The sequence below is a fragment of the Shewanella sp. LZH-2 genome, from assembly GCF_016859145.1.
GTDB classification, from domain to species: domain Bacteria; phylum Pseudomonadota; class Gammaproteobacteria; order Enterobacterales; family Shewanellaceae; genus Shewanella; species Shewanella xiamenensis.
The window spans coordinates 640,625-664,951 of sequence record NZ_CP069350.1; the positions used below are offsets into that span (position 1 = coordinate 640,625).

Genomic DNA, 24,327 nt, shown 5'->3' on the forward strand with positions numbered 1-24,327 from the left:
ATGGTTATTATGCATAAAGTCTTAAAAATTTATATAAAAAATGATTTTGTGGTTTATTTTATTTGAAGTTCGCATTTATTAGTCATTTGTTTGGCAGTGTCAATTTTGTGGTAAATGTGACTTTTGGCTTTTAGTGTCATCAATGTGATTTAGCAAAGACGTGAAAAGCCAATTTTTGAGACAAAGATAAGGACTGTGAAGCAAACTATGGTTTTTTGCTTGTCTTCCTGCTTGTTTAAGGCGAAAATGCGCGCCGAAAAAATAACCGAGGTATTCAGTGCCTCGGTTATTTTCTTTTTGAATGTATGGGTTTTAAACCAATAGAGGCCGGTAAACATCCGGAAATGATATGAGGTTCGTTTGAACCTACTTTACTGAGGATAATTCAATGGGGCTGTTGTTTACCGGATTTTCGGTCGTTGCCGTCAATCAACATGTTGCGTTAGTCATTCCACCTACTTTACTGGGAGGTGGTGTATGAGCCAACAAAAACCGGGCTTAAAGCAAAGCCTTAATCTGTGGCAGGTGGTTGTGATGGGGCTTGCGTACCTCACGCCTATGGCCGTGTTTGACACCTTCGGAATTGTCTCTGAGATCACCTCTGGCCACGTGGCCACCTCTTACTTGCTCGCATTAGCGGGTATCCTGTTTACCGCTTTTAGCTATGGTCACTTAGTGCGTAAATACCCCTATGCGGGGTCGGCTTATACCTATGCCCAAAAAACCTTTAGCCCAAATGTCGGTTTTATGGTGGGTTGGTCATCGCTACTCGATTACATGTTTATGCCGATGATCAACATGTTATTGGCCAAAATCTACCTTACTGCCATGTTCCCCAACGTTGAGCCTTGGATTTTCATCTTTGGTTTAGTCACCGTCATGACAGTACTCAACCTGAGAGGCATTGATTTAGTTGCGAATTTTAATGGCGTTATCGTATTTGCTCAGATAGCCATTATCTTAGTCTTCATCGGTTTAATGGCCCATAGCTTGTCCCTTGGCGAAGGTGAAGGGGTCATTGCCAGCGTGCGTCCATTCTATTCGGAGCAGATAACCTTAGCGCCGCTCTTTACCGGTGCAACCATTCTGTGTTTCTCCTTCTTAGGCTTTGATGGCTTAAGTTCATTGAGTGAAGAAACCAAGGACGCTAAGCGAGTGATCCCCCGCGCCATTGTACTGACAGCGCTGATTGGCGGGGTGATTTTTGTGAGCGTGTCCTATTTCTTACAACTCTATTTCCCTGATATTTCCCGCTTCCAGCAGTTAGACGCTGTGCTGCCTGAGATTGCCCTGTATGTGGGCGGTAATTTATTCCAGTCTATCGTGCTGGTGGCGACAACGATTGCGGTGCTAGCATCGGGCATGGCGGCTCATGCGGGGGTGGCGCGCATCCTCTATGTGATGGGGCGCGACAATATGCTGCCCAATAAAGGTTTTGGTTATGTTCACCCTAAATGGCGTACTCCGGCATTTAACGTGATTCTGGTGGGGTTACTGGCGCTTTCGGCGGTGTCATTTGATTTAGAAATGGCCTTGGCTTTGGTCAATTTCGGTGCCTTAGTGGCTTTTACCTTCGTTAACCTGTCGGTGATAGTGCAGTTTTATATTAAAGAAAAACGTAATCAATCCCTTAAGGAACATTTGCAGTATTTCATCTTGCCCCTGTGTGGTGCGGCGACCATTGGCGTGCTGTGGATAAACCTCGAGCCTCAGTCCTTAGAACTTGGCTTAATTTGGGGAGCTGTAGGGATGTTGTATTTGGCGCTGCGCAGCCTACGTTTGCGCAAAGCGGTAGAGTTGCAGAGTTAACTAAGGTATTGACTCATAAAGTAACAGCACTGAGGTATGCTAATGTCGTTCGCTTAAGAGTGAACGACATTTTTTTACGCTGACTGGAGACGCCATGTTGTTCGTTTGCAAAACTCGTGGATAAAATTTTCCCAGTTTTGTTGACCCATAGAAAGCAAGGTTAGAGACATTAACTTTTGCTAAATCGCGCCTAGCGCCTAAGGCAATATTCCGAAGTGCGGGGATTGGGGCGTGTTGACTTTCAGGGTTATTTTGCAGCCATATGCTGGCCAAGAGGGTGTTCTGGCAAGCTCTTACTCTTACTTTTAATCATAAGAGCCGCCCGTCATTTGAGTTGAATAACGGTGTGTTATCCCTCGCTTCGCGAGCTAGAGCTTGCTTGAACAGTAAAATGTAATCTCAAAAACTCAACACGCTAGTCTTGGATTTCGCTGCGTAAATATTTAAACAGCTCTTTTGAGGATTTAGACTCAGGACCTTTTGCCAGCTCTTTGGTTGCTTGGCGCACTAAGGTACGCAGTTTTTGTCTGTCCAACTGTGGGTAATGTTCCACTAAGGTTTGGATTTCACCGTCGCCTTGGGTGAGTAAACGCTCACGCATTTTCTCGAACATTTGCAACTTGGCGGTTTCGTTGCTGTTTTTGTTAAGCACGACCGCGAGCGACGCCTTGATAGGTTCAATATCGACGTTACGCATCAGCTTGCCGATATACTGCATATGGCGGCGATAGGCTTCGGTCTTTGGCTTAATCTTATGAGCTTGCTGAATGCTGTCGTACAAGTGCTCGTCCAGCTCGATTTTATCTAGCTGGGTTTTGCTGAGTGAGACCAGTTCCATACCGACTTTTTGAGCCGCTTCGCAGTCACGCTTATCCTCAGTTTTACTGACATAATCGTCGTTACTGTCATAGGGCTGTTTAAAATGTTCTGAATCACCAACAATCTTCATATAGATAAAACCTCAGTTAAATAACGCGCTAATAATAACATCTCCCGCCAAAATTCGCCTAGTTAAAGCGCGATTCAATCAGTAAAGCGCGCAATAAATAATGAGAATGGGATAGGTGTTTGTTATGCTAGCGCCATTGCCTATAACGAAAGAGTTGCTTTGTGTCTTTGAACAGAATCGATAGTGAATTGACCGCGCTGAAAGATGCGGTTGCTGTGGCCCTCGAATATGCGAATAAATTAGGGACAAATGCCGCTGAAGTGGCGATCAGTAAACAACAGGGATTATCGGTTTCAACCCGTTTAAAGGAAGTTGAAACGGTAGAGTTTAATAAAGATGGCGCCCTCGGTATTACGGTTTATCGCGATGGTTGCAAGGGCAGTTCATCTACCTCAGATCTCAGTCCTGAAGCCATTGCTCTTGCGGTTAAAGCGGCAGATGATATCGCACGTTACACCTCGGCCGACCCGTTTAGCGGTTTAGCCGATAAAGCCTTAATGGCGACCGAGATCCGCGATCTTAAACTCTATTATCCTGAAGATATTTCCCCCGACGAATTAGCCCAATTGGCCATTCGCGCCGAAACCGCTGCGCTCGATGCCGATCCACGCATCAATAACTCTGACGGCGCCAGCGCAAACGCCCATACGTCGGTTAAGGTTTACGGTAATAGCCACGGCTTCTTAAATGGTTATTGCAGCTCGCGCTATAGCTTAAGTTGCAGCGTGATCGGTGAAGACAGCGACGGCAATATGCAGCGGGATTACGATTACACTATCGCCCGTAAATTCAATGAGATGCTTTCTCCTGAATCGGTGGGGCTAAAAACCGCTGAGAAAACCGTGAGCCGTTTAGGGGCACGTAAGATTGCCACCACCCGTTTGCCAATATTACTGGCGCCAGAGATTGCGACTGGCTTAATCGGTCATTTGATTGGTGCCATCAGTGGCGGTAGTTTGTATCGTAAATCAAGTTTCTTACTCGATGCCATTCACACCCAAATCTTCCCTGACTGGTTCAATATTGAAGAACAGCCGCATCTATTAGGCGCACTCGCCAGTGCCAACTACGATAGCGAAGGCGTGGCGACCCAAGATAGACGCATTATCGATCGCGGCATATTAGAAACCTATTTACTAACCAGTTATTCGGCGCGCAAATTGAGCCTACCTAACACAGGTCATGCGGGCGGGATTTACAACTGGACGCTGGCGCACACTGGTCAAAGTTTTGATGAGCTAGTCAAAGGCATGGGTACGGGCTTGATTGTCACTGAAGTGATGGGCCAAGGTGTGAATATGGTAACGGGGGATTATTCCCGCGGCGCCGCTGGTTTTTATGTCGAAAATGGTGAAATCCAGTTCCCCGTTGAAGAAATTACCATTGCTGGCAATCTTAAGGATATGTTCCGTGGGATTCAGGCGGTCAGTAAAGACTTCGATTTACGTTCATCTATCCGCACCGGCGGAATTTTATTATCCGAGATGAAGGTCGCGGGTAACTAGCCAGCGGCATATAACGGTTCAGTCAATTGAAACACAAAAGGGCAAATGCAGCTGCATTTGCCCTTTTTGATTTAACTGACCCGCCCTAAATTGCATCACCACTTGTTAGCGGCGGTGCTCATTAGAATTTGTAGCTGGCACTTAATTCAAATGAGCGACCCGAACCTGCGACTTGGCTAAAGCCACCAGTACTATCGGCCTTAAATTCGGCAAGGTTGACACCACCCAGTGGTAGTTCGTAGTAAGTATCAAACAGGTTGTTGATTGCAAGGGTTAAACTCAGCTCTTGCCATTTAACACTGCTGCTTAAATTTAACAGCGAATAGCTGTCGGTCTCATTTTCTAAACGGCGCTCATCGACTTTATCCTTAGTCGCTACCCATTGCCATGATAGGCGGTTTTCCCAATCACCCAGTTGATGGCTAAGGGCTAACTCGGTTTGTAGCGGTTTGATTTGATAAAGTGGCTCATTACCCTCATTACCCTCATCACGCTCGCCGCGGGTGATATCGATCTTACCCAGCATCTGCCATTTTCCGCTGTCGGTATTGGCTAATAGGTAGACCGCACTAAACTTAGCGCCATATAAATTGGCATCTTCGTTGGTGAATTTAAGGATATTGCGTTTACCGCTGGCAAGGCCTGTACGGTTAAAGCTGCCAATCACCTCGGCATCAATATAGTCGGTTACAGCGCTATACCAAGCTGTGGTCGAGAATTGCCATTCATCGCCATTAAACTTGTAGGCCGCGCTCAGAGTATGCGCCGTTTCAGGCTTAAGATCTGGGTTGCCGACATAGCCGTTACCGTCGCCATACCAGCCAATCATAGTGGTTGCCATCACGCCGCGGCCCCAGCTGTAACGCTCGTACAGGTTTGGTGCGCGGTTTTTGCGGGCTAAGCCAAATTCCAATTGTTGTTTGGCCGACAATTGATAACGTGCCAGCAATGTCGCATCGATTAGGTTGTCGTCACGGCTTCTATCCATGGCATTAAAGGCTTTTGCCGCCTCGGCATCCACATTGGGCATGCCCATCATTGGCATATTGCTGTAAGCCTGCACTTCGCCCGTATCTGTGGTGACATATTCATAGCGCACCCCAGCGGATAACCACCAGAGTGGCGTGAGATTTTGCTGCCACTCGCCATAAACTGCGGCGCGGCGGCGCTCACCGTCGTTGATATTGATATAGTCATTGGGGGTCATCATAGTGCCTGGCACCGCTGGCCAAGTATCATCGAGTTGATAGTTATAAAATTCCTGGCCGATGAGTAGCGTGCTGTTATCGCCCATGGGTAGGCGCCAATGCAGTTGGTAGCTGTAATCGCTACCCTCTGTATTCATTGGCATCTTGCCGGTTTTTTCTGGGGTGAAGAAGCCCATTTCATGCTTCACACTGTGCCAGTTTAACTGGGCACTAAACTCGCCGTCGTTGTCTAAATCCCGCAGATAGCGGACTAGGGCACCGTAGCTCTTGTTATCCGTCATATCCATGTATTGGTTAGGAAAACCTTGGAATGGAATTGCTTGGTGCGTTAGCTTAATCGCCAGTTGTTGTGTGTCATCGCGCCATGCCGCTGTTAACGCATGGTTTTGGGCGCGATAAAGGGTGTCTAGTACTTTATCGCCGTGACCATCGTGGTAGCTATTGGCGTCTTCATAGGCGCCTTGATAGCTGAAACTTAGGTCCTTACTGGCAATCCCAGCCTTCGCGCCGAGTAGGAATGCATCGCTGGTGCTGCGGTATCCCGATGAAATCTCGCCGCTTTCGAAGCTGAGGTTGTCGCTGTCGTTAAATTTAGGATTCAGGCTATTAACCTTAATCACCCCAGCGATATTGTCACCGCCCGCACTGACAGGGGACACGCCCGCGACCACTTCGACCGAGCTGATTTGGTTAGCGGAAACATAGGAAAGTGGTGGGTTCATTTGGTTAGCGCAGGAGGCGGTGATATCCGCACCATCGACTAACACTTTAATGCGATCGCCCATCATGCCATTGAGCACAGGCAAGGCGGAAACGCCGCCCGCTTCGGAGAAATCGACGCCTTGGTCTTTCAGCAAAGCATCGGCCGAGCCTAAGGCATTACGGCCAATACTCTGTTCGCCATGGACTTGAATACGTTCAATTTGAGTTTGATTTGTCTCGTCGGCCATGGCCTGTGAGGCAACTGAAGCGCCTAATGCTAAGGTCAGCGCGCTGGCGATTGCGGAGCATTTAAAGCCGTGGGGAATAGTTGAAGCGTTTGCAGCCATCTTATTGTCTTCCATTCACTTAGATAAATTGCGCTGCATTATAAAGATCATCTAAGTGTGACAAGTGCGGCATATTGTCGCAGTGCTTATAAAGATAAAACTGAAATAGCGGCTTTAGGTGCTTGCTAGCGCCAAGATAAAGATAAGCTAGCAGCAAGGTGAGGGTAACAAGCGGCGCGGTTTAACACGCTTTTGGATTAACCGAAGTGATTAAAGTAGATCCGCTGGGTTTCCCCTTCTGCATCCATGGCGGCGAGTGCTTTGGCAAATTCATAGGCCTTTGAATCTTCAGCGAGTACGCTTGGGCTGTTATTCGGACTTAAGGGAAGATCGGCGCGATAGTTAGGGTTATGTTGCCCACGAAAATGGCGGCTTTTTTTCGAAAATCCCAGATACATAGCTTGAGGTTGCTGGCAGCAATTAGGGTGTAGCTTAAATTGGCTTGTATCTCGATTTTTAAGGTAATAACTGATGGTTGCTTGATCGTAGATAAAAAAGTCCCCTTGGCCACTAATAAGGTAATCTAAGGCCTTAGGCACATTGAGTTCAGGCGGTTTACGGACCGACATAGTTTCGGATATGCCATTAAAGTCGTAGCTGCCCGGGGCAATTAATAGCGTCATACCGCTCTGTGATAACTGCTCTAATGAACCAACATTTGCCGCACCCGCTCGGCTAATTCCAATAATGCGCTCCGACAGACCATTAGGAATAAAATAGGTAAATTGGGCACGTTCTTCACTAAAATGCAGCCCAGGATAAAAATCGATATTTCCGAGTTTGAGATCCCGCAAAATACGCAGTTTAGGTGCTCGAATTACCCGTAATTTACATCCCACTCTTTCGGCCGCGACTTGGTAAATATCGTAGTAAAACCCTTGGTTATTAGGTTCCTGTTCGATAAAGGGACGGCGTTCACTGGTGCGATAGCCCATGCTAATAACACACTCTGAGCTTGAAAAAGCCTGCGCTAGGCTGGGGGATAGGATGAGTAATAGGCAAAGTAGGCTCAGTAATGGCCGATAAATCACTGCAAACGGCAAAATTAATCACTCCCTATCCTGTGATTACAAAGGGTAATCGTATCGCTAAATAGCGACTTTAAATGAAGGCTTGTTAGCCTAATGTATTATTTTTGTTGGATTAATCTATCATACTTTTTGATAATAAAAAGAGCGATTCTTTGCGGTTTTGCACAAACTCTGTACATCTTTTTAGATTGGTTTATAGTGTCGCCGCTGGCTGAGAATGATTAACTTGGCCCTTGACCAATATAGGATGAATTGAGGATTAATTGAGGAGTCATTATGACGAAGGTAAATGTGGCAAAAGTAACAACCCTGAGTGCGCAAGAGCATGAAAATGGTCGCGGCACCATTACAGACAATGCACTTAAGGCGCTGGTGACCAGTCCGTTATTTCGGATGCGTACCGAAAAGCCGAAAAAGGGCAAAGGGTCTTATAACCGTAAAGCAGCAAACCGAAAGGGGTATCAGCACAGGGGCGATACCCCTTTCGACTTTATGGGGATGATGTTTTAACGTTTTTGCCGAGTTAGTCCTGATCATTTAATCCCTGCTAGACTCCTCCCTCACATTGCCTTGCGATTTCCTCCTCAATCCCTTTTGTCGCACTATCTAGCCTTCAACTATTGAGAGTTAACCTTCACTTATTGAGAGAATTAGTCAGATTTTGCCCATAAAAAAACGAGCCACAATTGAGACTGTGACTCGTCTTATTAAAGCTTGAATGATTTGAAGGCTTAAGCTTCGACTTCATCCTCTGCATCGGCATCCACTAACTCGGCCCACAGATCGTGCTCGTCCGAGTGAGTGATCACCGCGCGAACTAACATGCCGGGTTCGAGTTCAGTTTCACCGTTGATAAATACCATGCCGTCGATTTCTGGGGCATCGGCGAAGCTACGGCCAATGGCGCCTTCTTCGTCTACGTCATCGATCAGAATATCCATAGTACGGCCAACGAAACGCGCTAAACGCTCAGCGCTGATCTCGGCTTGGACTTCCATAAATCTGTGGTATCTGTCTTCTTTGACGTCTTCACTGATAAGTTCTGCTATGGTGTTGGCGACAGCGCCTTCCACTTCTGAGTACTTGAAGCAGCCAACGCGGTCGAGGCGCGCTTCACGCAGGAAGTCGAGCAGCATTTCGAAGTCTTCTTCGGTTTCACCTGGGAAGCCCACGATAAAGGTTGAGCGGATCACCAAATCTGGGCAGATTTCGCGCCAACGTTGGATGGCTTCTAACTGACGGTCAACACGGCCTGGGCGCTTCATCATCTTCAGGATGCGTGGGCTGGCGTGCTGCATTGGAATGTCTAAGTAAGGCAGAATTAAACCTTCGGCCATTAATGGGATCAGATCGTCAACCCATGGGTATGGGTAGATGTAGTGTAAGCGTACCCATGCGCCCATCTTGCCCAGTTGGCGAGCAAGGCTGGTGATGTCTTGCTTAACTGGCATACCGTTCCAAAAATCGGTGCGGCCGCCCTTGTCTTTACCATAGGCAGAGGTGTCTTGGCTAACGACTAAAATTTCTTGTACGCCAGCTTCAACTAAACGTTTGGCTTCATCTAATACGCTACCTGCGCCGCGGCTATCTAAATCGCCACGCAGTGCAGGGATGATGCAGAAGGTACAACGGTTGTCGCAACCTTCTGAAATTTTTAAGTAAGCGTAATGCTTAGGCGTTAACTTAACCCCAGTTTGTGGGATTAACGAGGTAAATGGGTTGTGCTCAGGTTTTGGCACGTACTTGTGAACGTGCTTTAACACGGCTTCGTAGCTGTGTGGGCCAGTAATTTCGAGCACATCTGGGTGCACTTCACGGATTTGGTTTTCTTTAGCGCCTAAACAGCCCGTTACGATTACTTTGCCGTTTTCTTCTAGGGCTTCGCGCACCGCATCTAAGGATTCTTCAACCGCCGCGTCGATAAAACCACAGGTGTTAACGATTACCAGATCGGCATTGTCGTAGCTGTTGGTGACTTCATAGCCGTCGATGCGTAACTGGGTCAGAATGCGCTCTGAGTCCACGAGGTTTTTTGGACAACCTAAAGACACAAAACCGATGCGATTGCCTGTGGCAGCATTGCCCGTATTAACAGAGTCAGCACTGGCGGCTTCCAATGTTTTGGCAGGGGTCTCAAGCGTGGTAGTTTGCTTAGGATGAAAAGTTTCAACTGTCATGGTGTCTCGCTGATGCTGATAAAAGAGCGCCGTAAAAAGAGCGCGGATTATACCTGAAGTGATTAAAAGGTACAGTGTCTTTGGGTGAAAAGTGTACAGCTAAGAGCGCGTTTCTACCAGTTAGGGACTGACTGGCTTGTATGCGTGCTCGTATGGAAAGTCACAACTGTAGCTTGAGTGCTTGTGGAAGAGGATTTTAGCGATAGGCTGATAAGTTTTGCCAATTTAAAAAGTTTTAAAAAAATTAACCCTTTTTATGTTTACCCGCGTTTATAGGGATAGTTTGTATGATTCGTTTGTATGGCTAGCAGATGGCGAGTCACACTTTTAGCTGATAGCCATCGCATTAGAATCAAGGCAGTCTCGCCTTAAATGATTTAGTTGGAGTTAATAATGAAGCATTCTCTTTTAGCTGTATTAGTGGCTGGTGGTCTTTTCTCTGGTGTATTTACTGCCACCGCAGTGGCTGCCGATGTGGACTTTCCCCATATCGAAACCATGGGCGTAAGCCAAATTCAAGTCGAGCCGGATATGGCTGAGCTTAATGTCGAAGTGGCTGTTACCGAGAAAGACGCTAAGGCGGCTAAAGATAACTCGGATGCGGCGGTGGCGAAATTTATCGCCCGTTTGACGGCCGCGGGGATTACCAAGGAGCAGATCCAAAGCGCCAACTTAAATCTGCAACCCCAATATGTGTATGCGCAGGATAAAGCACCTGAGCTAACTGGTTACACCGCGAGTCGCCAAGTCACTGTGACTATTAACGATTTGGCACGTTTAAATACGATTTTAGACTCCGCCTTAGAGGAGGGGATCAACAGGGTTAATAATATCGCCCTTAAATCGAGTAAAGAGGCCGAGTATGTGGCCAAGGCGCGCCAAGCGGCGATTGTCGATGCCAAACAAAAAGCAGAATCCTTAGCCAAGGGATTTGGGGAAAACCTAGGTAAGATTTGGCAAATTCGTTATTACGATCAACGCCCAGTGCAACCGGTGATGTTACGTATGAACGCTAAGGCCGATGCCATGGGCGCCGCCGAAAGCTATCAATATGGCCAAGTGACTATCGAAGATAGAGTCGAAGTGGTTTATAAACTCAAATAAGTCATAACGAGATGCAATGGATGAGGATTCTTTGGCTCATCCATTGCTGTTATGGGGCGCAATCGGTTAATTCTGAGTCAACATATTTACAATATTGCATGTTTTAACAGAGCAAAGGCACTAAACGCTGGCAAAATTAGCGATTTATCCCCACACTGAGAGAGGATAAGGTTATGGAGACCTATGATGGATTTTCCCTCTCGAATCAAGCAACAAACCTGTATGGACTGTTTAAGTGGTAAGTCACTCGGATTTGAAATTCGTATGGCATTTCAGCCCATTATCGATTGGCCAAATCAGCAGATTTATGGTTATGAAGCCCTAGTGCGCGGCCCAAATGGCGAAGGTGCGGCTTGGGTGTTTGAGCGTATAAACGAAAGCAATAAGTACTACTTTGATCAGGCTTGTCGGGTCAAAGCCATTGAAACCGCCGCTAAGCTTGGCCTTGATAAAATATTAAGTATCAACTTTTTACCTAATGCGGTTTATAACCCTGAAACCTGTATCCGCGCCTCGATTGAAGCCGCCGACCTCTTTGGTTTTAATATTCATAACATCATGTTTGAAGTCACTGAGGGTGAACAAATTGTCGATAGAGCCAAATTGAGCCGTATCTTTGACAGTTACGCTAAACGGGGATTTATCACCGCCATCGACGACTTTGGCAGTGGTTTCGCTGATTTGAGTTGGTTGGAGTTTTTGCGCCCTCAGGTATTAAAACTCGATATGGAGTTGATCAGAGATATCCATTTAGACAAACAAAAACAGTTTGTTATCGATGAGGTGCTCGGGATTTGTCGCACACTTAACACTCAGGTGTTGGCCGAAGGGGTCGAGAGTAAAGCGGAGTTAGACTATCTTGTTGGCCGTGGAATTAACTATTTTCAAGGTTACTACTTCGCCAAACCCCAACTCGAGTATTTAACTACCTTTGACGCCTTAGATTGTTATGCTGCGCTGTAGCATTGTTTTATTGAATTAATGTGCTCCAAGTGCCTTGCACTCAGATTGGTTGTGGAATTGTGTGTATCGGTTCTGGGCTAACTGATATATCATGCGCCACCCTTAATTGCCCATGCCTTCTCTTTGCTGCTATGTCTTCTAACGCGCTTTATACCGATCTATCCGGTTATTACGATTTAATGTGCTCCGATATTAACTATCAACAACAGAGTGCGAGCATCCATCGATTGCATCAGTTCTTAGGGAATAATGGTAAACAACACCTTGATTTAGCCTGTGGCACTGGCCCACATGTAAGGCATTTTATCGACCTTGGTTATCAGTGTAGTGGCCTAGATATTAATCAGCCGATGCTCGATATGGCCATGCGTCGTTGCCCTGAGGCCCAGTTTAATCTGCAAGATATGACGGCCTTTTATCTTGAGCAGCCAGTGGATTTAATTACCTGTTTTTTATATTCCATCCATTACAGTGCGGACATAGAGCGCCTAAAAAGTTGTATCGCCAGTGTGCACAGCGCCCTGAATGACGGCGGGATATTTTGTTTTAACTCGGTTGATAAGCACCGTATCGATAACCGCTTATCGATTAAGCATTTTGCCGAGTTTGAGGGGCATCATTTTGCCTTTGAATCTGGCTGGCATTACAGTGGTCAAGGTGAAAACCAGTCGTTAAATCTAAGCATTGCAAAGCGTCAGCAGCCGTTTACTCAACTCACTGATTTCGAAGCCGATGCCGATACCTCTGCGCATCAGACTGAGTTATGGCAAGACCAACACACTATGGTCGCCACCAGTTTTGCGGAGCTGCAAGCGTTACTCGCGCCGTATTTTGAAGTGCATATCTTTGAACACGATTATGAAAAAATCGTCCCATGGGATTTAAGCTCGGGTAATGCGCTGTTTGTCTGTGTGAAGATTTAACCTTGGGTTGAAGGTGTGACAACTTTCTTTACTTCCATCAGTCTTCTTTAGCTTATTTAGACTGTTGATGGTTTCTTGATAAATTCAAAGTCAAAGTCGTGGGGCTTCATCTCACACTTGTTTATGTAGATGTATTGTCATTGCGGCCTAACGGCCGAGGTGAATCAAAGTCGTGGGGCTTCACCCCACACCCGACCAAAAGGGGAAAAACGCCTGTTCCCCTTTTGGAAATCCCCCGGCGTCCCTAGCGAAGTTACATGCATTGATGAGTGGCTTCGTGCTTATTCGAAAATCGCTAACGCTTCCGATGGTACATCCTGTACCCCGAAAGCTAGCGAGGCATCCATGCCTCGCTCACGCGCTTTTCTTCAACGCCCTTCAGCAACTTCGCCGGGGAGGTGAACTTCTGTGATCTCGGTGTTTGCTGTTAACCCTCAAAGATATGTGCCTGCACCATTTTTAACTCTTCTATCCATATAAAAGATCAAACCCTGGAAGTTCCTTCTGCTTGTTTTTAAATTTTAAAAAAGTGGATTTTATATATTCAGTTATGATGTCACTATTTTCAACGTTGAGTAATTCGTCGAATTTTTTAATGAATTCATTGGTGAATTCTTTATCGTTAAAAATTTGAATTTCATCATTGTAAATAATATTGAGTGAAAGAGATTTTAATGGACTTTTTAGTGCGTGTGAATTTTCATCATGCCATATAATTATTTCAATAAGCTCTTTAATTCCATTTATTTTACTTTTAAATGAAATCGTCCCGCTGGATGATGCGGTGATACTCTTGACGAAATTTATTCCAGCACTAGAATTGATTTTTTCTAATTTATCTAAATTTTTAATGTTGCTAAATTGGGTAATTAAATTGATGATATCAGCTGTCTGGTGCATTATTTTGTTAATTGAAAATGGGCTGTAGTCAAGTTCTCTAGAATCGACGGTGATCCTTAATATATCCGATGGTGATTTATACCAAATGCATAGTTTATCTAGTAACTCAGATATTTTTAACATTACATCTTCGCAACTCACAGAGGGTTTATTAATTTCATTAATGAGTATGTTGTAATATTTTATTATATAAGGCAGTGATGAATCTTGGTTTTCACTGTTTGATTTAGATACTGTCATAGTTGAGCTGTTGGTTTTAAATATTTTATTGTATAACTCTGTTGTTGACTTAAAAGTAATTGTGTTCTTGCTTTTTCTTTCAATATTGATGAGTAAATTCTCAAAAGCTCTAGTATGCATTTGATATTTTTGAAAGCTGATGATGTCGTTCTCATTATCCCACTTGGCTTGCTGTCTATCTTCAAATGATTTTTGGTTTTCAGCTTGTTTTGCAATCTGATCTTGTTGGACTTTGAATTGTTGCATCCCCATTAAAAGGATGCCTAAGGTGCCAAAGCCTGCGACCATTGAAAAAACGCCAGATAATAAAGAACCAAAAGTACTCCAATCTTCGTTATAAGTTGATAGACGGCAATTTAAATCATGTGGATTTGATAATAATGAAAAACAGCCCATCTTATATGCGTAAATCGCCAAGATGATCAATGCTATTATTAGTCCGATACACCCAAGAATCGCTAACGCTAGAAGCCAAAAATTTAATGTATATTTATTGCTAAATTTATTCATGTAACATCCTTATTCTACAATTAGTTAGCGAATTTTGATCATTTTAGTCTGATCGACTTTAGATGGTCTACACAGTTGCATGATATTTATTATCAAAGATGGAACACGCATATCTTTTTTTAGTAAATCACAGACAACACTAATCCGGCAGGGAGTTCACCATCCCCTCGGAGTTGCCGCAGGGCATTTGCGTTCGTTGCGTGAGCGAGGCATGGATGCCGAGATAGCGTCAGTCGAATCAGGGACGAGCGTCTGACGCGATAGCATAAGGACGCTAAATGCCCAAGGGGCTTTCAACTCCGTTAGGGGCGTCTTGGAGCATCCAAGGAGGATAGGACGAGCAGTCCTCCTTGGTCGGGTGTGGGGTGAAGCCCCACGACTTTGATTTTACTTTCAAAACAATCAGACAAAGTTTGATGAAAACAAAAAAGGCGCCTAAGCGCCTTTTCTACATTCTGGGGTTAAGGAAAAACTCCCTACCTCATCGAAATCTGATTAAACAATCAGATCATACTCTTCACGTAGGATCTTAATAATATCTGCCTTTGGATTGGCTGGCAGCGGGATTGCCGCGCCGGTCACCTTCTCGGCGATGCCGGTGTAAGTGCGTGACACTTGCATCATCGCCTCTAATGGCAGGGCATTATCACGGGCGAGGGCTTCGCGCTCTGGCATTCTGTCCTTGTTGAGCAGAATATCCGGATCGGGGAAATGATTTAACAGGAACTGACGGAAACCTTCCTTAGAGTTTTCAAGGATTTTACCATCGCGGTAGGCGGCGCCGTCCCAAATGCGGGATGAATCGGGGGTGCCTACTTCATCCATGTAGATCAGTTTTGAGTTACCGTTTTTATCGGTCACATAACCAAACTCGAACTTGGTATCCACAAATACTTGGTCAAGGTCGGCCAGTGCTTTAGCTATCACCTTAAAGCCATCTTTTAACAGCTTCTCGTACAGGTCGATATCTTCTACCTTTTCAAAACCAAAGGCTTGGTAGTTGGCTTCGATATCGCTGCGGCTGATGTTCACATCATCCTGCGCGGGTACACCGGGGATCCCAGTTAAAATACCTTTGGTCGAAGGGGTGATCAGCAAATCTGGCAGTTTTTGATCTTTCTCTAAGCCTTCTGGCAGTGTGATACCGCAGAATACGCGCTCGCCCTTAGAGTAGGCGCGCCACATGGAGCCAGTAATGTATTGGCGGCAAATGGCTTCAACTTTAATTGGGCGGGCTTTTTGGACTATCCAAACGAAGGGATGCGGAATATCTAAAATATGGCTGTCGGCTAAACCGTTGTCGGCAAATAACTTAAACCAATGATTAGAAATGGCATTTAATGCCGCGCCTTTACCTGGGATGCCTTTTAATCCGCCTTCACCGTGGAAGATGCAGTCAAAGGCGGAGATGCGATCGCTAATCACCATAATGGCAAGCGGCGTATCTTCGGGCACATTGTAGCCCTTGGTGTTGATTAAACGGCGGCTGTCGGCGTCGGTTAGCCAGTAAACGCTACGTACCTTGCCGCTATGAACTGGACTATCGGTGCGGATGGGCAAATCGTTGTTTACGGCTAATACGGAATCAGCAAGACTCATGACGAGTATTCCTTTGGATAGAGAGTGTAGGGACGAGTTTTTTATTCGTTGCGGTGTGCTTAAGCATAAGATGCTTAGCCACCTTTTTATTATTGACCAATAGCTTATTGCTCAGTTTGCGTAAAGCCTTGGTGAAGGTTAAGCGTAAAGCGAATAGTGGATTTTCGGGCGATGGGGAGAATAACGTTTGTCTAGATATGGGGTGAAAATGAAACGCAGAGCAAGGTTGGCGCCAGAGTAATACTGGTCTGCTCAAGCGGGGAAACCCCGTGCCATTTTGCTCGAAAAGGCTAACCATTAATCCCAGAGAACCTTGTTAGACAGCCGCGAAAAGTGGCGCCATTTTACCTTTATTCGCAAAATTTTCCACGGCTATTTGTGCGCATCTGTGCGGCGTGTCGGCACAAAGTGAAGGCTGGTAAAAGTAAAAGCTGAAAATGCCTAAAGCGGGAGCGTCGCTCGCAAGCGTTTGAAGCTAGATTGTGGAGCTAGGTTGTTGAGCATAAGTGCTAAGCCTATATTCGATTTATGCCAATTTAGCCATGTAGTGAGTGGCGTTAATCGGGGTATTATCTGCGGCTATAGTGCATCAGCTTGAGGCGCCGCTTCTCGCTTTAACAGCTATTTGTTGTAGATTCAAAAAGACAATTTGCCTATCAGGACGTGCCTAAGCCGTGATGGGGAGTATGGAGCGAGTATGACGACAGATGCAAAAATGCCAATGATGGCGCGCGTAGCCTCACAGGGGCGGTATTTTTTCTCGCAGCAATTTATCGCCTTAGCCGAGAGCCAAAGCCAGTGGCTGGACCTTGAGTTTGAAGAATGCGAGTTCCACGATTGCCAATTTAGCGACAGCACATTCCGTAACTGCAAGTTTATCGATTGCCGTTTTGTGGGTTGTAATTTGAGCTTGCTCAAGGTGCCCTTAAGCCAATTTAACGGTGTGAGTTTTGAAGAATGTAAATTGGTCGGCATAGACTGGACCCGTGCTGCTTGGCCTAGATTATCCTTTGCGGCACCTTTTAGCTTTAGAACCTGCATCTTAAACGACTGCTCTTTTATGGGCCTTAAGCTCGATGAAATGGTGCTTGAGGGCTGTAAGGCGCAGGATGTGGATTTTCGTGAGGGCAAGTTTAATCGCGCTAACTTTAGTTACAGCGATTTTCGCCACAGCTTATTTGGCCGCACCGAGTTAATGGAGGCGGATTTCTCCGAGGCAACCGATTACGACATTGATATTTTTAATAACAAAATTAAAGGTGCCAAGTTTAGTCGCGATGAAGCGATTCGGCTGTTAAATGGCTTAGATATTACCTTGGTGGATTGACCTTATACCAACCTCATACTGACCTCATATCAGCACCTGTTCGCGCTAATCGGTGCTGGTATTTTATCCTTTTAAATTAACGGGTTTATTGTGACAGCGATATCGCGGTATCACTTTTTAACTTATTGTTTTTAAAATTGCTTTTAGGTTTTTTGATAACTTTTTATTGTGGTGCGTATTGTAAAAATACCTCAAGCGTACGCATCGATACGGCCAATCAACACTATTGATCTTATTCACGAATTTTTAGAACAATTTTAACTTTTAGTTGCCACAGATCACACTCAACTTGCCTATGTGGTTTACCACAATATCCGCCTACTCCTTAAGGGATAACAATCACTCCGGAACAGCAAAATGCCAGCGTTTCTTAAGGCATTGGCATTAATAACTAAAAACCTGTGAGCAAATTTAGTGTTTCACCGCAGTGGTGACCCAAAGCCTAAGTTTGCGTGTGCCAATTGGCGCATAAGGGTGGATGAGTGTGATGGAGGTAACCATGATTGAGCTTAATAGGCGAACTTTTTTAAAGGGCGCAGGGGCCAGCGGTGCAACATGTGCATTAGCTAGCTTATTGCCGGGCAGTTTAGCGGCATTAGAGAGCAAGCAGCTTAAGGGCATGGGCAAAGAAATTGCCAGTATCTGTGAGATGTGCTCGACCCGCTGCCCGATTTCAGCGCGGGTGATTGAAGGTAAAAACGTCTTTATCAGCGGTAATAAGGCGGCTAAATCCTTTGGCGGTAAAGTCTGTGCCCGCGGCGGTGCTGGTCATAGTTTGCTGTACGATCCACAGCGGATTGTTAAACCGCTAAAACGGGTTGGCGAGCGTGGCGAGGGTAAATGGGCTGAAATCAGTTGGGATGAAGCCTATCAACTGATTGCCGATAATCTCACTAAAATCAAGCAAGCTCACGGCCCAGAGGCGGTAGCGTTTTCCTCTAAATCTGGCTCGCAAGAAAAACACTTATTCCACCTCGCCACGGCGTTTGGTAGCCCAAATACCTTTACCCATGCATCTACTTGCCCCGGCGGTTATGAAATTGCTGCTATGGCCATGTTTGGCACTAAGGTGAAACGCGATTTAAGTAACTCAAAATACATTATTAACTTCGGCCATAACCTGTACGAAGGTATCAACATGTCCGAAACCCGTGGCATGATGGCGGCGCAAATGGATAAAGGCGCTAAGTTGGTGGTGTTCGAGCCAAGATTCTCTGTGGTTGCCGATAAAGCCGATGAATGGTACGCGATTCGTCCTGGTACCGACGTGGCCGTCGCTTTAGCCTTATGCCATGTATTGATTGAAGAAAACCTTTACGACAAGGCCTTTGTTGAGCGTTATGTCGAAGGCTTTGACACCTTTGCCGCTGAAGTAAAAGCCTATACCCCTGAGTGGGCCGAAACGATCTCCGATGTGCCCGCCAAAGATATTCGCCGTATTGCCCGTGAATATGCGGCTAAAGCGCCCCATGCTGTAGTGGATTTTGGTCACAGAGCCACCTTTACCACCGAAGAGTTTGAAATGCGCCGCGCGCTTTACGCTGCCAACATCTTGATTGGTAATATCGAGCGTAAGGGCGGTATCTACCTTGGTCAAAAGCCTGGTGATTATAACAAGCTCGCGGGTGAAGATGTGGCTCCTGTGCTGGGTAAGCCCGGCGTAAAAGATATGCCAAAGCCTGCGGCAAAACGTATCGACCAAGTGGAAGAACAGTACGCCATGATGTGGTCTGCGGGCGGGATTTATCAAACCGTCCTCGATGCGACCTTAAGCGCGGTGCCTTATCAGTTACATGGCTGGGTGATGTCCCGTACTAACCCAATGCAAACCATGACCGACAGAGCGCGAGTGGTCGAAGCCTTGAAAAAGCTCGACTTTGTTGCCGTGTGCGATGTGTATATCAGTGAAACCGCGGCCTATGCCGATGTGATTTTACCTGAGTCTACCTACCTTGAGCGCGATGAGGAAATCGCTGACAAGTCAGGTAAAAACCCTGCCTACTATGTGCGCCAACGGGTAGTCGAAACCCTAGGCGACACTCGTCCGTCATGGCAAATCTTTAAGGATATTGGCCACAAACTGGGGCTGAGTGAATTCTATCCATGGGAAAACATGGAGACCCTGCAACTGTTGCAGGTAAACCGCGACACAGAGCTGCTGCGCCGGATCAAAGACGAAGGTTTTGTCAGCTTCGGTAAGCCGATTATGTTGCGCGAACCTAAAATGGTGGCCGAATTTACCAAGGCCTATGCCAATGCCAAACCTGCGGATGAAGACGGCACCTACGGCAGTTTACTCAGCTTTAAAACCCCAAGCGGCAAGATTGAATTGACCTCCGCCAAGGTTGAAGCCATGGCGCCAGGACGTGGTGTCATTAAATTCCGCGAAGTGCAGCTTAAAAAGCCAAATGAACTCTACTTTATCCAAGGTAAGGTGGCGGTGCATACCAATGGCGCGACCCACAATGTGCCCATGCTGGCAAATTTGATGTCGGATAACGCCGTGTGGGTTCACCCAGATACCGCGAGCAAATTAGGCATCAGCAATGGCGACCCTATCCGCTTAACCAGCAGTGTAGGTACAGAGGAAGGCCATGCGTTAGTCACCCCAGGCATTCGCCCCGATACCGTGTTTGCTTATATGGGCTTTGGTTCTAAAAACAAAGAGTTGGTTAGAGCGACAGGCAAAGGTATCCACTGCGGAAACTTACTGCCCCACGTTACCGCACCTGTGTGTGGTATGACGGTACACACCACTGGCGTCACGCTGGCAAAACGCTAATTGGAGGCTCAAATGACGAAAAGATATGTGATGGTGCACGATGAGAACAAGTGCATCGGCTGCCAAGCCTGTAACGTGGCTTGCCGCAGTGAAAACGGCGTTCCAGAAGGGGTGACCCGTTTGCAGGTGAGAGTCGAAGGACCCTATGGCGAAATGCCCAATCTGCACTTTAAGTACCATAGGGTGTCTTGCCAGCAGTGTGAAGATGCGCCTTGTGTGAAGGTGTGTCCAACGGGCGCGGCCTACGTGGGCGAAGATGGCATTGTTTCCATCCACGGCGACAAGTGTGTGGGTTGTATGTACTGCGTGGCGGCGTGTCCCTACAAAGTGCGTTTTATGAATCCCGAAACCAAAGTGGCTGACAAGTGTAACTTCTGTAAGGACACGCGTTTGGCCCGGGGTGAAGAGCCTGCCTGTGTGACTGTGTGCCCGACCGATGCCTTGGTGTTTGGCGATGCTAACGATCCACAAAGTGAAGTGGCCACACTGCTCAACACTAAGATCACTTACCAAGATAAGACCCATTTAGGCACTAAACCTAGGGTATATCGCGTTCCTACCAAAAGAGGGGGGATTTGATTATGAACAATACTTGGGGCGATATGGCGCAATATGCTCCCGTCACTTGGCACTGGGTCATCGCCGTGTATCTATTTATGGCGGGTTTATCCGCCGGAAGTTTGCTGATTGGCATTGGTTTGCGTTGGTTCAATCAGGAACAAACGCAAGTTGAGAGCAATATCCTCAAGGCCGCGGCGATTATTGGCCCTGTGGCAATCAGCTTAGGCTTAGCTTGTTTAGTGTTTGATTTAACTAAGCCTTTCCACTTTTGGTTGATCTTAATTAACTACAACTTCCAGTCCGTTATGGCGATTGGGGTATTAGCGCTGCTGGCTTACTCACCCTTGGCATTTGCCTACGCGATTTTAGTACTGCGTGACGATTTGCCAAAGTGGGGCTTAGGTTTCCTCGCGCCTATCGCTAAGTTGCTGATGCCCTTTAGAAAGCTGATTGAAGTGCTATTGTTTGTCCTCGCCATTGGTGTGGGCGCTTACACTGGCTTCTTAATCTCGGCGATGAATGCCTATCCGATGCTAAACACTGCGGTATTGCCTGCACTGTTCTTGGTATCTGGTTTATCAGCGGGTGCGGCGGCCAATGCGGTGCTGGCGCTGGTGATGTTCAAAACCGATAGCCACGACAAGACCTTAGCTAAAATGCATGGCTTAGAGCTGCCAGTGATGGCCATCGAAATCATGTTCCTGTTTATGTTGTTCTGTGCCTTGTACTTTAAAGGCGGTGCGGCGGCTGCGGCGCTGGCATCACTCACCTCTGGCGTGTGGGCAAGCGTATTCTGGATTGGTGTCGTCGGGATTGGCTTTGGTGTGCCATTGCTGTTTATGCTGCTTCCCGCAGCGACTCGCCACACTAAGGGCGCAATGATTATGGTGGCCTGTGCCAGCTTAACTGGCGTGCTCGCCCTGAGACACTTTATTGTGTATGCAGGCCAAAGCTACCTGAGCTAAGTGATGTTAGCGAATGCTCTAACCCATGGCATTCAAACTAGCGCAACAAATATGAGTATTACTTTAATACGATTAAGTGATACTCAAATGGGTTACAACACGCATCCCTGCAAGCAAAAAGCACCGGTAACGGTGCTTTTTTATGGCGGCAATTGGCAGAGGATTATTGCGGTAATTATTGCGGCAATAGCTCAATCACAGATTTCACCGTAAGCACTAAGGCGCTGATAGCGCAGAGGGCTAAGGTCGCCATCTTGGTCTTATGTTTATCAATACTGCCTACCAGTTTGCCCGCCACGAGATAGCCTAAAAAGACCGAGGGCAATAGCATTAGCGACAGCCAAAAGTGCTTGATTTCGAGTAAGCCCGTCACCCCAAGAATCGCCAAGGCAATGGTCGAACTAAAGATAAAGAAGGCCGATAACGCTGCGCGAAACTGCGAAGCATCCTTACCCGCCAATAAAATCGCCATCGGAGGGCCACCAATGGCGGCGATATTGCCAAAGATCCCCGAGACGACTCCCGCGCCAAACAGAGTCGCTTTGTTCACCGGCAGGCTGAATTTATACAAACTGAGCACCACGGCGACCGCCACAATGGCCGCAATCGCCAAACCAAGAATCGGCTGCGGCGCAAACAGTAATAGGCTAGCACCGATAAAACCTCCGGGTACTCGACCGATGAGCGCGTATTGCAAGCCATTGAATTCTAAATGGCCGCGTTCACGCAATAGGGTGAGTAGCGCGATGGAAAATCCCATCACAATCACGGGGGCAGGCACTAATTGGGGATCGACGATATACAGCAACGGACTGGCGACCACGGCTAAGCCAAACCCAATCAGACTCTGGGTGAGGGCACCTAAAAACACAATCACAGACGCGATAGCAAGCGTTTGTGGATCGATCAAGGAGAACATAGGATTCCATCAAAACAAAATAGGGATCGTTACTTTAACCCACCACGCCGGATGAGCATTAACGATCCCTAATAATTAGTTACGGCAGGATTATGGACGCTTAAGCGTTATTCCATGTCTTCCCACTCGATCCCCATTTCGTCCATCAACCGCTTCGCTTCAGCGGGGATGCTGTCTGGGCACTCTTTCGACAGATCGGCATCATCAGGCAGAGGCTGGCCGGTGTAGGCATGCAAAAATGCTTCGCACAACAGTTCGCTATTCGTTGCGTGGCGCAGGTTGTTGACCTGACGACGCGTACGTTCATCCGTGAGGACTTTTAGCACTTTGAGCGGAATAGACACAGTAATTTTCTTTACTTGTTCATTCTTCTTGCCATGTTCAGCATAGGGGCTGATGTATTCCCCATTCCATTCAGTCATTGACTCACCTGTTATAACGCTAAATTCGGGGCAGATTTTAAACCCTTACAGATTACAGTCAAATTATTGCTACTATTTCTTAGTGATTGCAAACAGATTTCTTTATGTTTAGACGTCTAAACGTCTTAACGCCTATTGACGATACCACTGGGCTTAGGTACATTTAGACGTCCAGACATCTCTATCAGTCTACCGAATTTAGGAGTCCACCCATGGCAGAGCGTCAATTAGCCACACTGGCAGTGCGTCAGGGTATCGAAAGCGATACTCAATATGGCGCAGTTGTGCCACCGATTTATTTGTCGACTAATTACGCCTTCGATGGTCATAAAAATCCTCGCGAATTTGATTACAGCCGTTCCGGCAATCCTACCCGCAGCATCTTAGGCGATGCCTTAGCTAAGCTGGAAAAGGGCGCAACCGGTATCGTGACTTGTACTGGCATGGCAGCCATTACCTTAGTGACCACTTTACTGGGCCCAGATGATTTACTGGTGGTGCCCCACGATTGCTACGGTGGCTCTTACCGTTTATTCACCAACCTCGCGAAAAAAGGCCAATTTAAACTGCTGGTGGTCGATCAAACCGACAGCCAAGCACTTGAGCAAGCGATTGCCCAGCAGCCTAAAATGGTGTGGATTGAAACCCCATCCAACCCATTACTGCGGGTGGTTGATATCGAAGCTATTGCCAAGGCAAGCCACGCCGTAGGTGCGTTAGTGATAGTGGACAACACTTTCCTCTCGCCGATTTTGCAGCAACCGCTATTGCTCGGCGCCGATATCGTTATCCACTCCACCACTAAATACATTAATGGCCATAGCGATGTGGTGGGCGGCGCGGTGATCGCCAAAGACCCTCAACTCGGTGAGATCTTACATTGGTGGTCGAACACCTTAGGCTTAACCGGTTCTGCCTTTGACAGTTATCAAACCCTGCGCGGCCTGCGTACTTTAGCTGTGCGCATTCGTGAGCACCAAAGTAATGCCGAGCGGATTGTGGAGTTACTGAGTAACAGCCCCGTCGTGAGTAAAGTGTATTACCCAGGTCTTGCGGATCATCCCGGCCATGCCATTGCCGCCAAGCAACAAAAAGGTTTTGGCGCTATGCTGAGTTTTGAGCTTAAGGGCGGCGAGGCCGAAGTGGTCGCCTTTTTAGATGCGTTAAGTTTATTCAGCGTGGCTGAGAGTTTAGGTGGCGTTGAGAGTCTCGTAGCCGTGCCCGCGACCATGACCCACAGGGCGATGGAGCCGCAGGCGCGTTTTGAAGCTGGCATTAAAGACACCCTATTACGTTTGTCGGTTGGTATTGAAGATGCCGACGACTTAGTTGCAGATATTCAAGCAGGATTGGCCGCCGTAGCGGCTTGTCAGTAGAGGAATAA

General features: G+C 46.8%; 19 protein-coding genes. 11 read left to right on the top strand and 8 right to left on the bottom strand.

Going from position 1 to position 24,327, the window contains the following annotated elements; genetic code table 11:
- The first annotated feature begins 477 nt into the window (after positions 1–477).
- Positions 478–1,809, top strand: a complete 1,332-nt coding sequence (locus JM642_RS02950) for an APC family permease (protein WP_037422470.1) — start codon at positions 478–480, stop codon at positions 1,807–1,809.
- 415 nt (positions 1,810–2,224) lie between these two features.
- On the opposite strand, the gene yjgA is transcribed toward JM642_RS02950, so the two are convergent.
- A complete protein-coding gene (gene yjgA, locus JM642_RS02955; protein WP_037422477.1) occupies positions 2,225–2,758 on the bottom strand; it encodes a ribosome biogenesis factor YjgA in 534 nt (177 codons plus the stop codon).
- Between the two features lie 161 nt (positions 2,759–2,919).
- Here yjgA and pmbA point away from each other — a divergent pair, with 161 nt between their 5' ends.
- Entirely contained in the window at positions 2,920–4,263 is a 1,344-nt protein-coding gene (gene pmbA, locus JM642_RS02960) for a metalloprotease PmbA (protein ID WP_188871805.1), read from the top strand.
- 121 nt (positions 4,264–4,384) lie between these two features.
- Here pmbA and JM642_RS02965 read toward each other — a convergent pair whose 3' ends face one another.
- The gene (locus JM642_RS02965) at positions 4,385–6,520 is read right to left on the bottom strand and encodes a TonB-dependent receptor (protein WP_239000482.1); all 2,136 of its coding nucleotides are present in this window, start codon (positions 6,518–6,520) and stop codon (positions 4,385–4,387) included.
- A 197-nt stretch (positions 6,521–6,717) separates the two neighbouring features.
- The gene (locus JM642_RS02970) at positions 6,718–7,563 is read right to left on the bottom strand and encodes a transporter substrate-binding domain-containing protein (protein WP_037422483.1); all 846 of its coding nucleotides are present in this window, start codon (positions 7,561–7,563) and stop codon (positions 6,718–6,720) included.
- A 264-nt stretch (positions 7,564–7,827) separates the two neighbouring features.
- Here JM642_RS02970 and JM642_RS02975 point away from each other — a divergent pair, with 264 nt between their 5' ends.
- A complete protein-coding gene (locus tag JM642_RS02975; protein WP_203432703.1) occupies positions 7,828–8,061 on the top strand; it encodes a ribosome alternative rescue factor ArfA in 234 nt (77 codons plus the stop codon).
- A gap of 221 nt (positions 8,062–8,282) precedes the next feature.
- Here the strand turns inward: JM642_RS02975 and rimO are convergent, their stop codons facing one another.
- The gene (rimO, locus tag JM642_RS02980) at positions 8,283–9,728 is read right to left on the bottom strand and encodes a 30S ribosomal protein S12 methylthiotransferase RimO (protein ID WP_037422487.1); all 1,446 of its coding nucleotides are present in this window, start codon (positions 9,726–9,728) and stop codon (positions 8,283–8,285) included.
- Between the two features lie 393 nt (positions 9,729–10,121).
- Here rimO and JM642_RS02985 point away from each other — a divergent pair, with 393 nt between their 5' ends.
- The 3 genes from JM642_RS02985 (at position 10,122) to JM642_RS02995 (ending at position 12,718) form a co-directional block, all read left to right on the top strand.
- Positions 10,122–10,832 (top strand): oxidative stress defense protein, encoded by a 711-nt coding sequence (locus JM642_RS02985; RefSeq protein WP_037422489.1) that lies wholly within the window; start codon positions 10,122–10,124, stop codon positions 10,830–10,832.
- 186 nt (positions 10,833–11,018) lie between these two features.
- Complete coding sequence (locus JM642_RS02990; protein WP_144344896.1) at positions 11,019–11,795, top strand: EAL domain-containing protein; 777 nt, start codon at positions 11,019–11,021, stop codon at positions 11,793–11,795.
- 131 nt (positions 11,796–11,926) lie between these two features.
- Positions 11,927–12,718, top strand: a complete 792-nt coding sequence (locus tag JM642_RS02995; RefSeq protein ID WP_169548789.1) for a class I SAM-dependent methyltransferase — start codon at positions 11,927–11,929, stop codon at positions 12,716–12,718.
- 468 nt (positions 12,719–13,186) lie between these two features.
- On the opposite strand, the gene JM642_RS03000 is transcribed toward JM642_RS02995, so the two are convergent.
- Together JM642_RS03000 and JM642_RS03005 are read right to left on the bottom strand one after the other, a co-directional pair.
- Positions 13,187–14,368, bottom strand: a complete 1,182-nt coding sequence (locus JM642_RS03000; RefSeq protein WP_203432705.1) for a hypothetical protein — start codon at positions 14,366–14,368, stop codon at positions 13,187–13,189.
- Between the two features lie 495 nt (positions 14,369–14,863).
- Positions 14,864–15,967: a phosphoribosylaminoimidazolesuccinocarboxamide synthase gene (locus JM642_RS03005; RefSeq protein WP_203432707.1), complete on the bottom strand. Its 1,104-nt coding sequence runs from the start codon at positions 15,965–15,967 to the stop codon at positions 14,864–14,866.
- A gap of 697 nt (positions 15,968–16,664) precedes the next feature.
- Between JM642_RS03005 and JM642_RS03010 the strand changes: the two genes are divergently transcribed.
- The 4 genes from JM642_RS03010 (at position 16,665) to nrfD (ending at position 21,602) form a co-directional block, all read left to right on the top strand.
- A complete protein-coding gene (locus JM642_RS03010) occupies positions 16,665–17,294 on the top strand; it encodes a pentapeptide repeat-containing protein (RefSeq protein WP_169548793.1) in 630 nt (209 codons plus the stop codon).
- 499 nt (positions 17,295–17,793) lie between these two features.
- Entirely contained in the window at positions 17,794–20,076 is a 2,283-nt protein-coding gene (gene phsA / locus JM642_RS03015; RefSeq protein ID WP_203432709.1) for a thiosulfate reductase PhsA, read from the top strand.
- 12 nt (positions 20,077–20,088) lie between these two features.
- Positions 20,089–20,655 carry a 4Fe-4S dicluster domain-containing protein gene (locus JM642_RS03020; RefSeq protein WP_011073773.1) on the top strand — a complete coding sequence of 189 codons (567 nt, stop codon included), beginning with the start codon at positions 20,089–20,091 and terminating at the stop codon, positions 20,653–20,655.
- Between the two features lie 2 nt (positions 20,656–20,657).
- Positions 20,658–21,602 (top strand): NrfD/PsrC family molybdoenzyme membrane anchor subunit, encoded by a 945-nt coding sequence (gene nrfD / locus JM642_RS03025; protein WP_203432711.1) that lies wholly within the window; start codon positions 20,658–20,660, stop codon positions 21,600–21,602.
- 175 nt (positions 21,603–21,777) lie between these two features.
- On the opposite strand, the gene JM642_RS03030 is transcribed toward nrfD, so the two are convergent.
- Together JM642_RS03030 and metJ are read right to left on the bottom strand one after the other, a co-directional pair.
- Positions 21,778–22,521: a sulfite exporter TauE/SafE family protein gene (locus JM642_RS03030; RefSeq protein ID WP_203432713.1), complete on the bottom strand. Its 744-nt coding sequence runs from the start codon at positions 22,519–22,521 to the stop codon at positions 21,778–21,780.
- A gap of 107 nt (positions 22,522–22,628) precedes the next feature.
- The gene (gene metJ / locus JM642_RS03035) at positions 22,629–22,943 is read right to left on the bottom strand and encodes a met regulon transcriptional regulator MetJ (RefSeq protein ID WP_011073770.1); all 315 of its coding nucleotides are present in this window, start codon (positions 22,941–22,943) and stop codon (positions 22,629–22,631) included.
- A gap of 212 nt (positions 22,944–23,155) precedes the next feature.
- On the opposite strand from metJ, the gene metB reads away from it, so the two are divergent.
- Positions 23,156–24,319 (top strand): cystathionine gamma-synthase, encoded by a 1,164-nt coding sequence (gene metB / locus JM642_RS03040; RefSeq protein ID WP_203432714.1) that lies wholly within the window; start codon positions 23,156–23,158, stop codon positions 24,317–24,319.
- Positions 24,320–24,327 lie beyond the last annotated feature (8 nt).

Bases quoted from the DNA above. Each gene is read 5' to 3' on its own strand.
- JM642_RS02950 (WP_037422470.1), top strand. From the start codon at position 478: ATGAGCCAACAAAAACCGGGCTTAAAGCAAAGCCTTAATCTGTGGCAG.
- yjgA (WP_037422477.1), bottom strand. From the start codon at position 2,758: ATGAAGATTGTTGGTGATTCAGAACATTTTAAACAGCCCTATGACAGT.
- JM642_RS02965 (WP_239000482.1), bottom strand. From the start codon at position 6,520: ATGGCTGCAAACGCTTCAACTATTCCCCACGGCTTTAAATGCTCCGCA.
- JM642_RS02975 (WP_203432703.1), top strand. From the start codon at position 7,828: ATGACGAAGGTAAATGTGGCAAAAGTAACAACCCTGAGTGCGCAAGAG.
- rimO (WP_037422487.1), bottom strand. From the start codon at position 9,728: ATGACAGTTGAAACTTTTCATCCTAAGCAAACTACCACGCTTGAGACC.
- JM642_RS02985 (WP_037422489.1), top strand. From the start codon at position 10,122: ATGAAGCATTCTCTTTTAGCTGTATTAGTGGCTGGTGGTCTTTTCTCT.
- JM642_RS02990 (WP_144344896.1), top strand. From the start codon at position 11,019: ATGGATTTTCCCTCTCGAATCAAGCAACAAACCTGTATGGACTGTTTA.
- JM642_RS02995 (WP_169548789.1), top strand. From the start codon at position 11,927: ATGTCTTCTAACGCGCTTTATACCGATCTATCCGGTTATTACGATTTA.
- JM642_RS03000 (WP_203432705.1), bottom strand. From the start codon at position 14,368: ATGAATAAATTTAGCAATAAATATACATTAAATTTTTGGCTTCTAGCG.
- JM642_RS03005 (WP_203432707.1), bottom strand. From the start codon at position 15,967: ATGAGTCTTGCTGATTCCGTATTAGCCGTAAACAACGATTTGCCCATC.
- JM642_RS03010 (WP_169548793.1), top strand. From the start codon at position 16,665: ATGACGACAGATGCAAAAATGCCAATGATGGCGCGCGTAGCCTCACAG.
- phsA (WP_203432709.1), top strand. From the start codon at position 17,794: ATGATTGAGCTTAATAGGCGAACTTTTTTAAAGGGCGCAGGGGCCAGC.
- JM642_RS03020 (WP_011073773.1), top strand. From the start codon at position 20,089: ATGACGAAAAGATATGTGATGGTGCACGATGAGAACAAGTGCATCGGC.
- nrfD (WP_203432711.1), top strand. From the start codon at position 20,658: ATGAACAATACTTGGGGCGATATGGCGCAATATGCTCCCGTCACTTGG.
- JM642_RS03030 (WP_203432713.1), bottom strand. From the start codon at position 22,521: ATGTTCTCCTTGATCGATCCACAAACGCTTGCTATCGCGTCTGTGATT.
- metJ (WP_011073770.1), bottom strand. From the start codon at position 22,943: ATGACTGAATGGAATGGGGAATACATCAGCCCCTATGCTGAACATGGC.
- metB (WP_203432714.1), top strand. From the start codon at position 23,156: ATGGCAGAGCGTCAATTAGCCACACTGGCAGTGCGTCAGGGTATCGAA.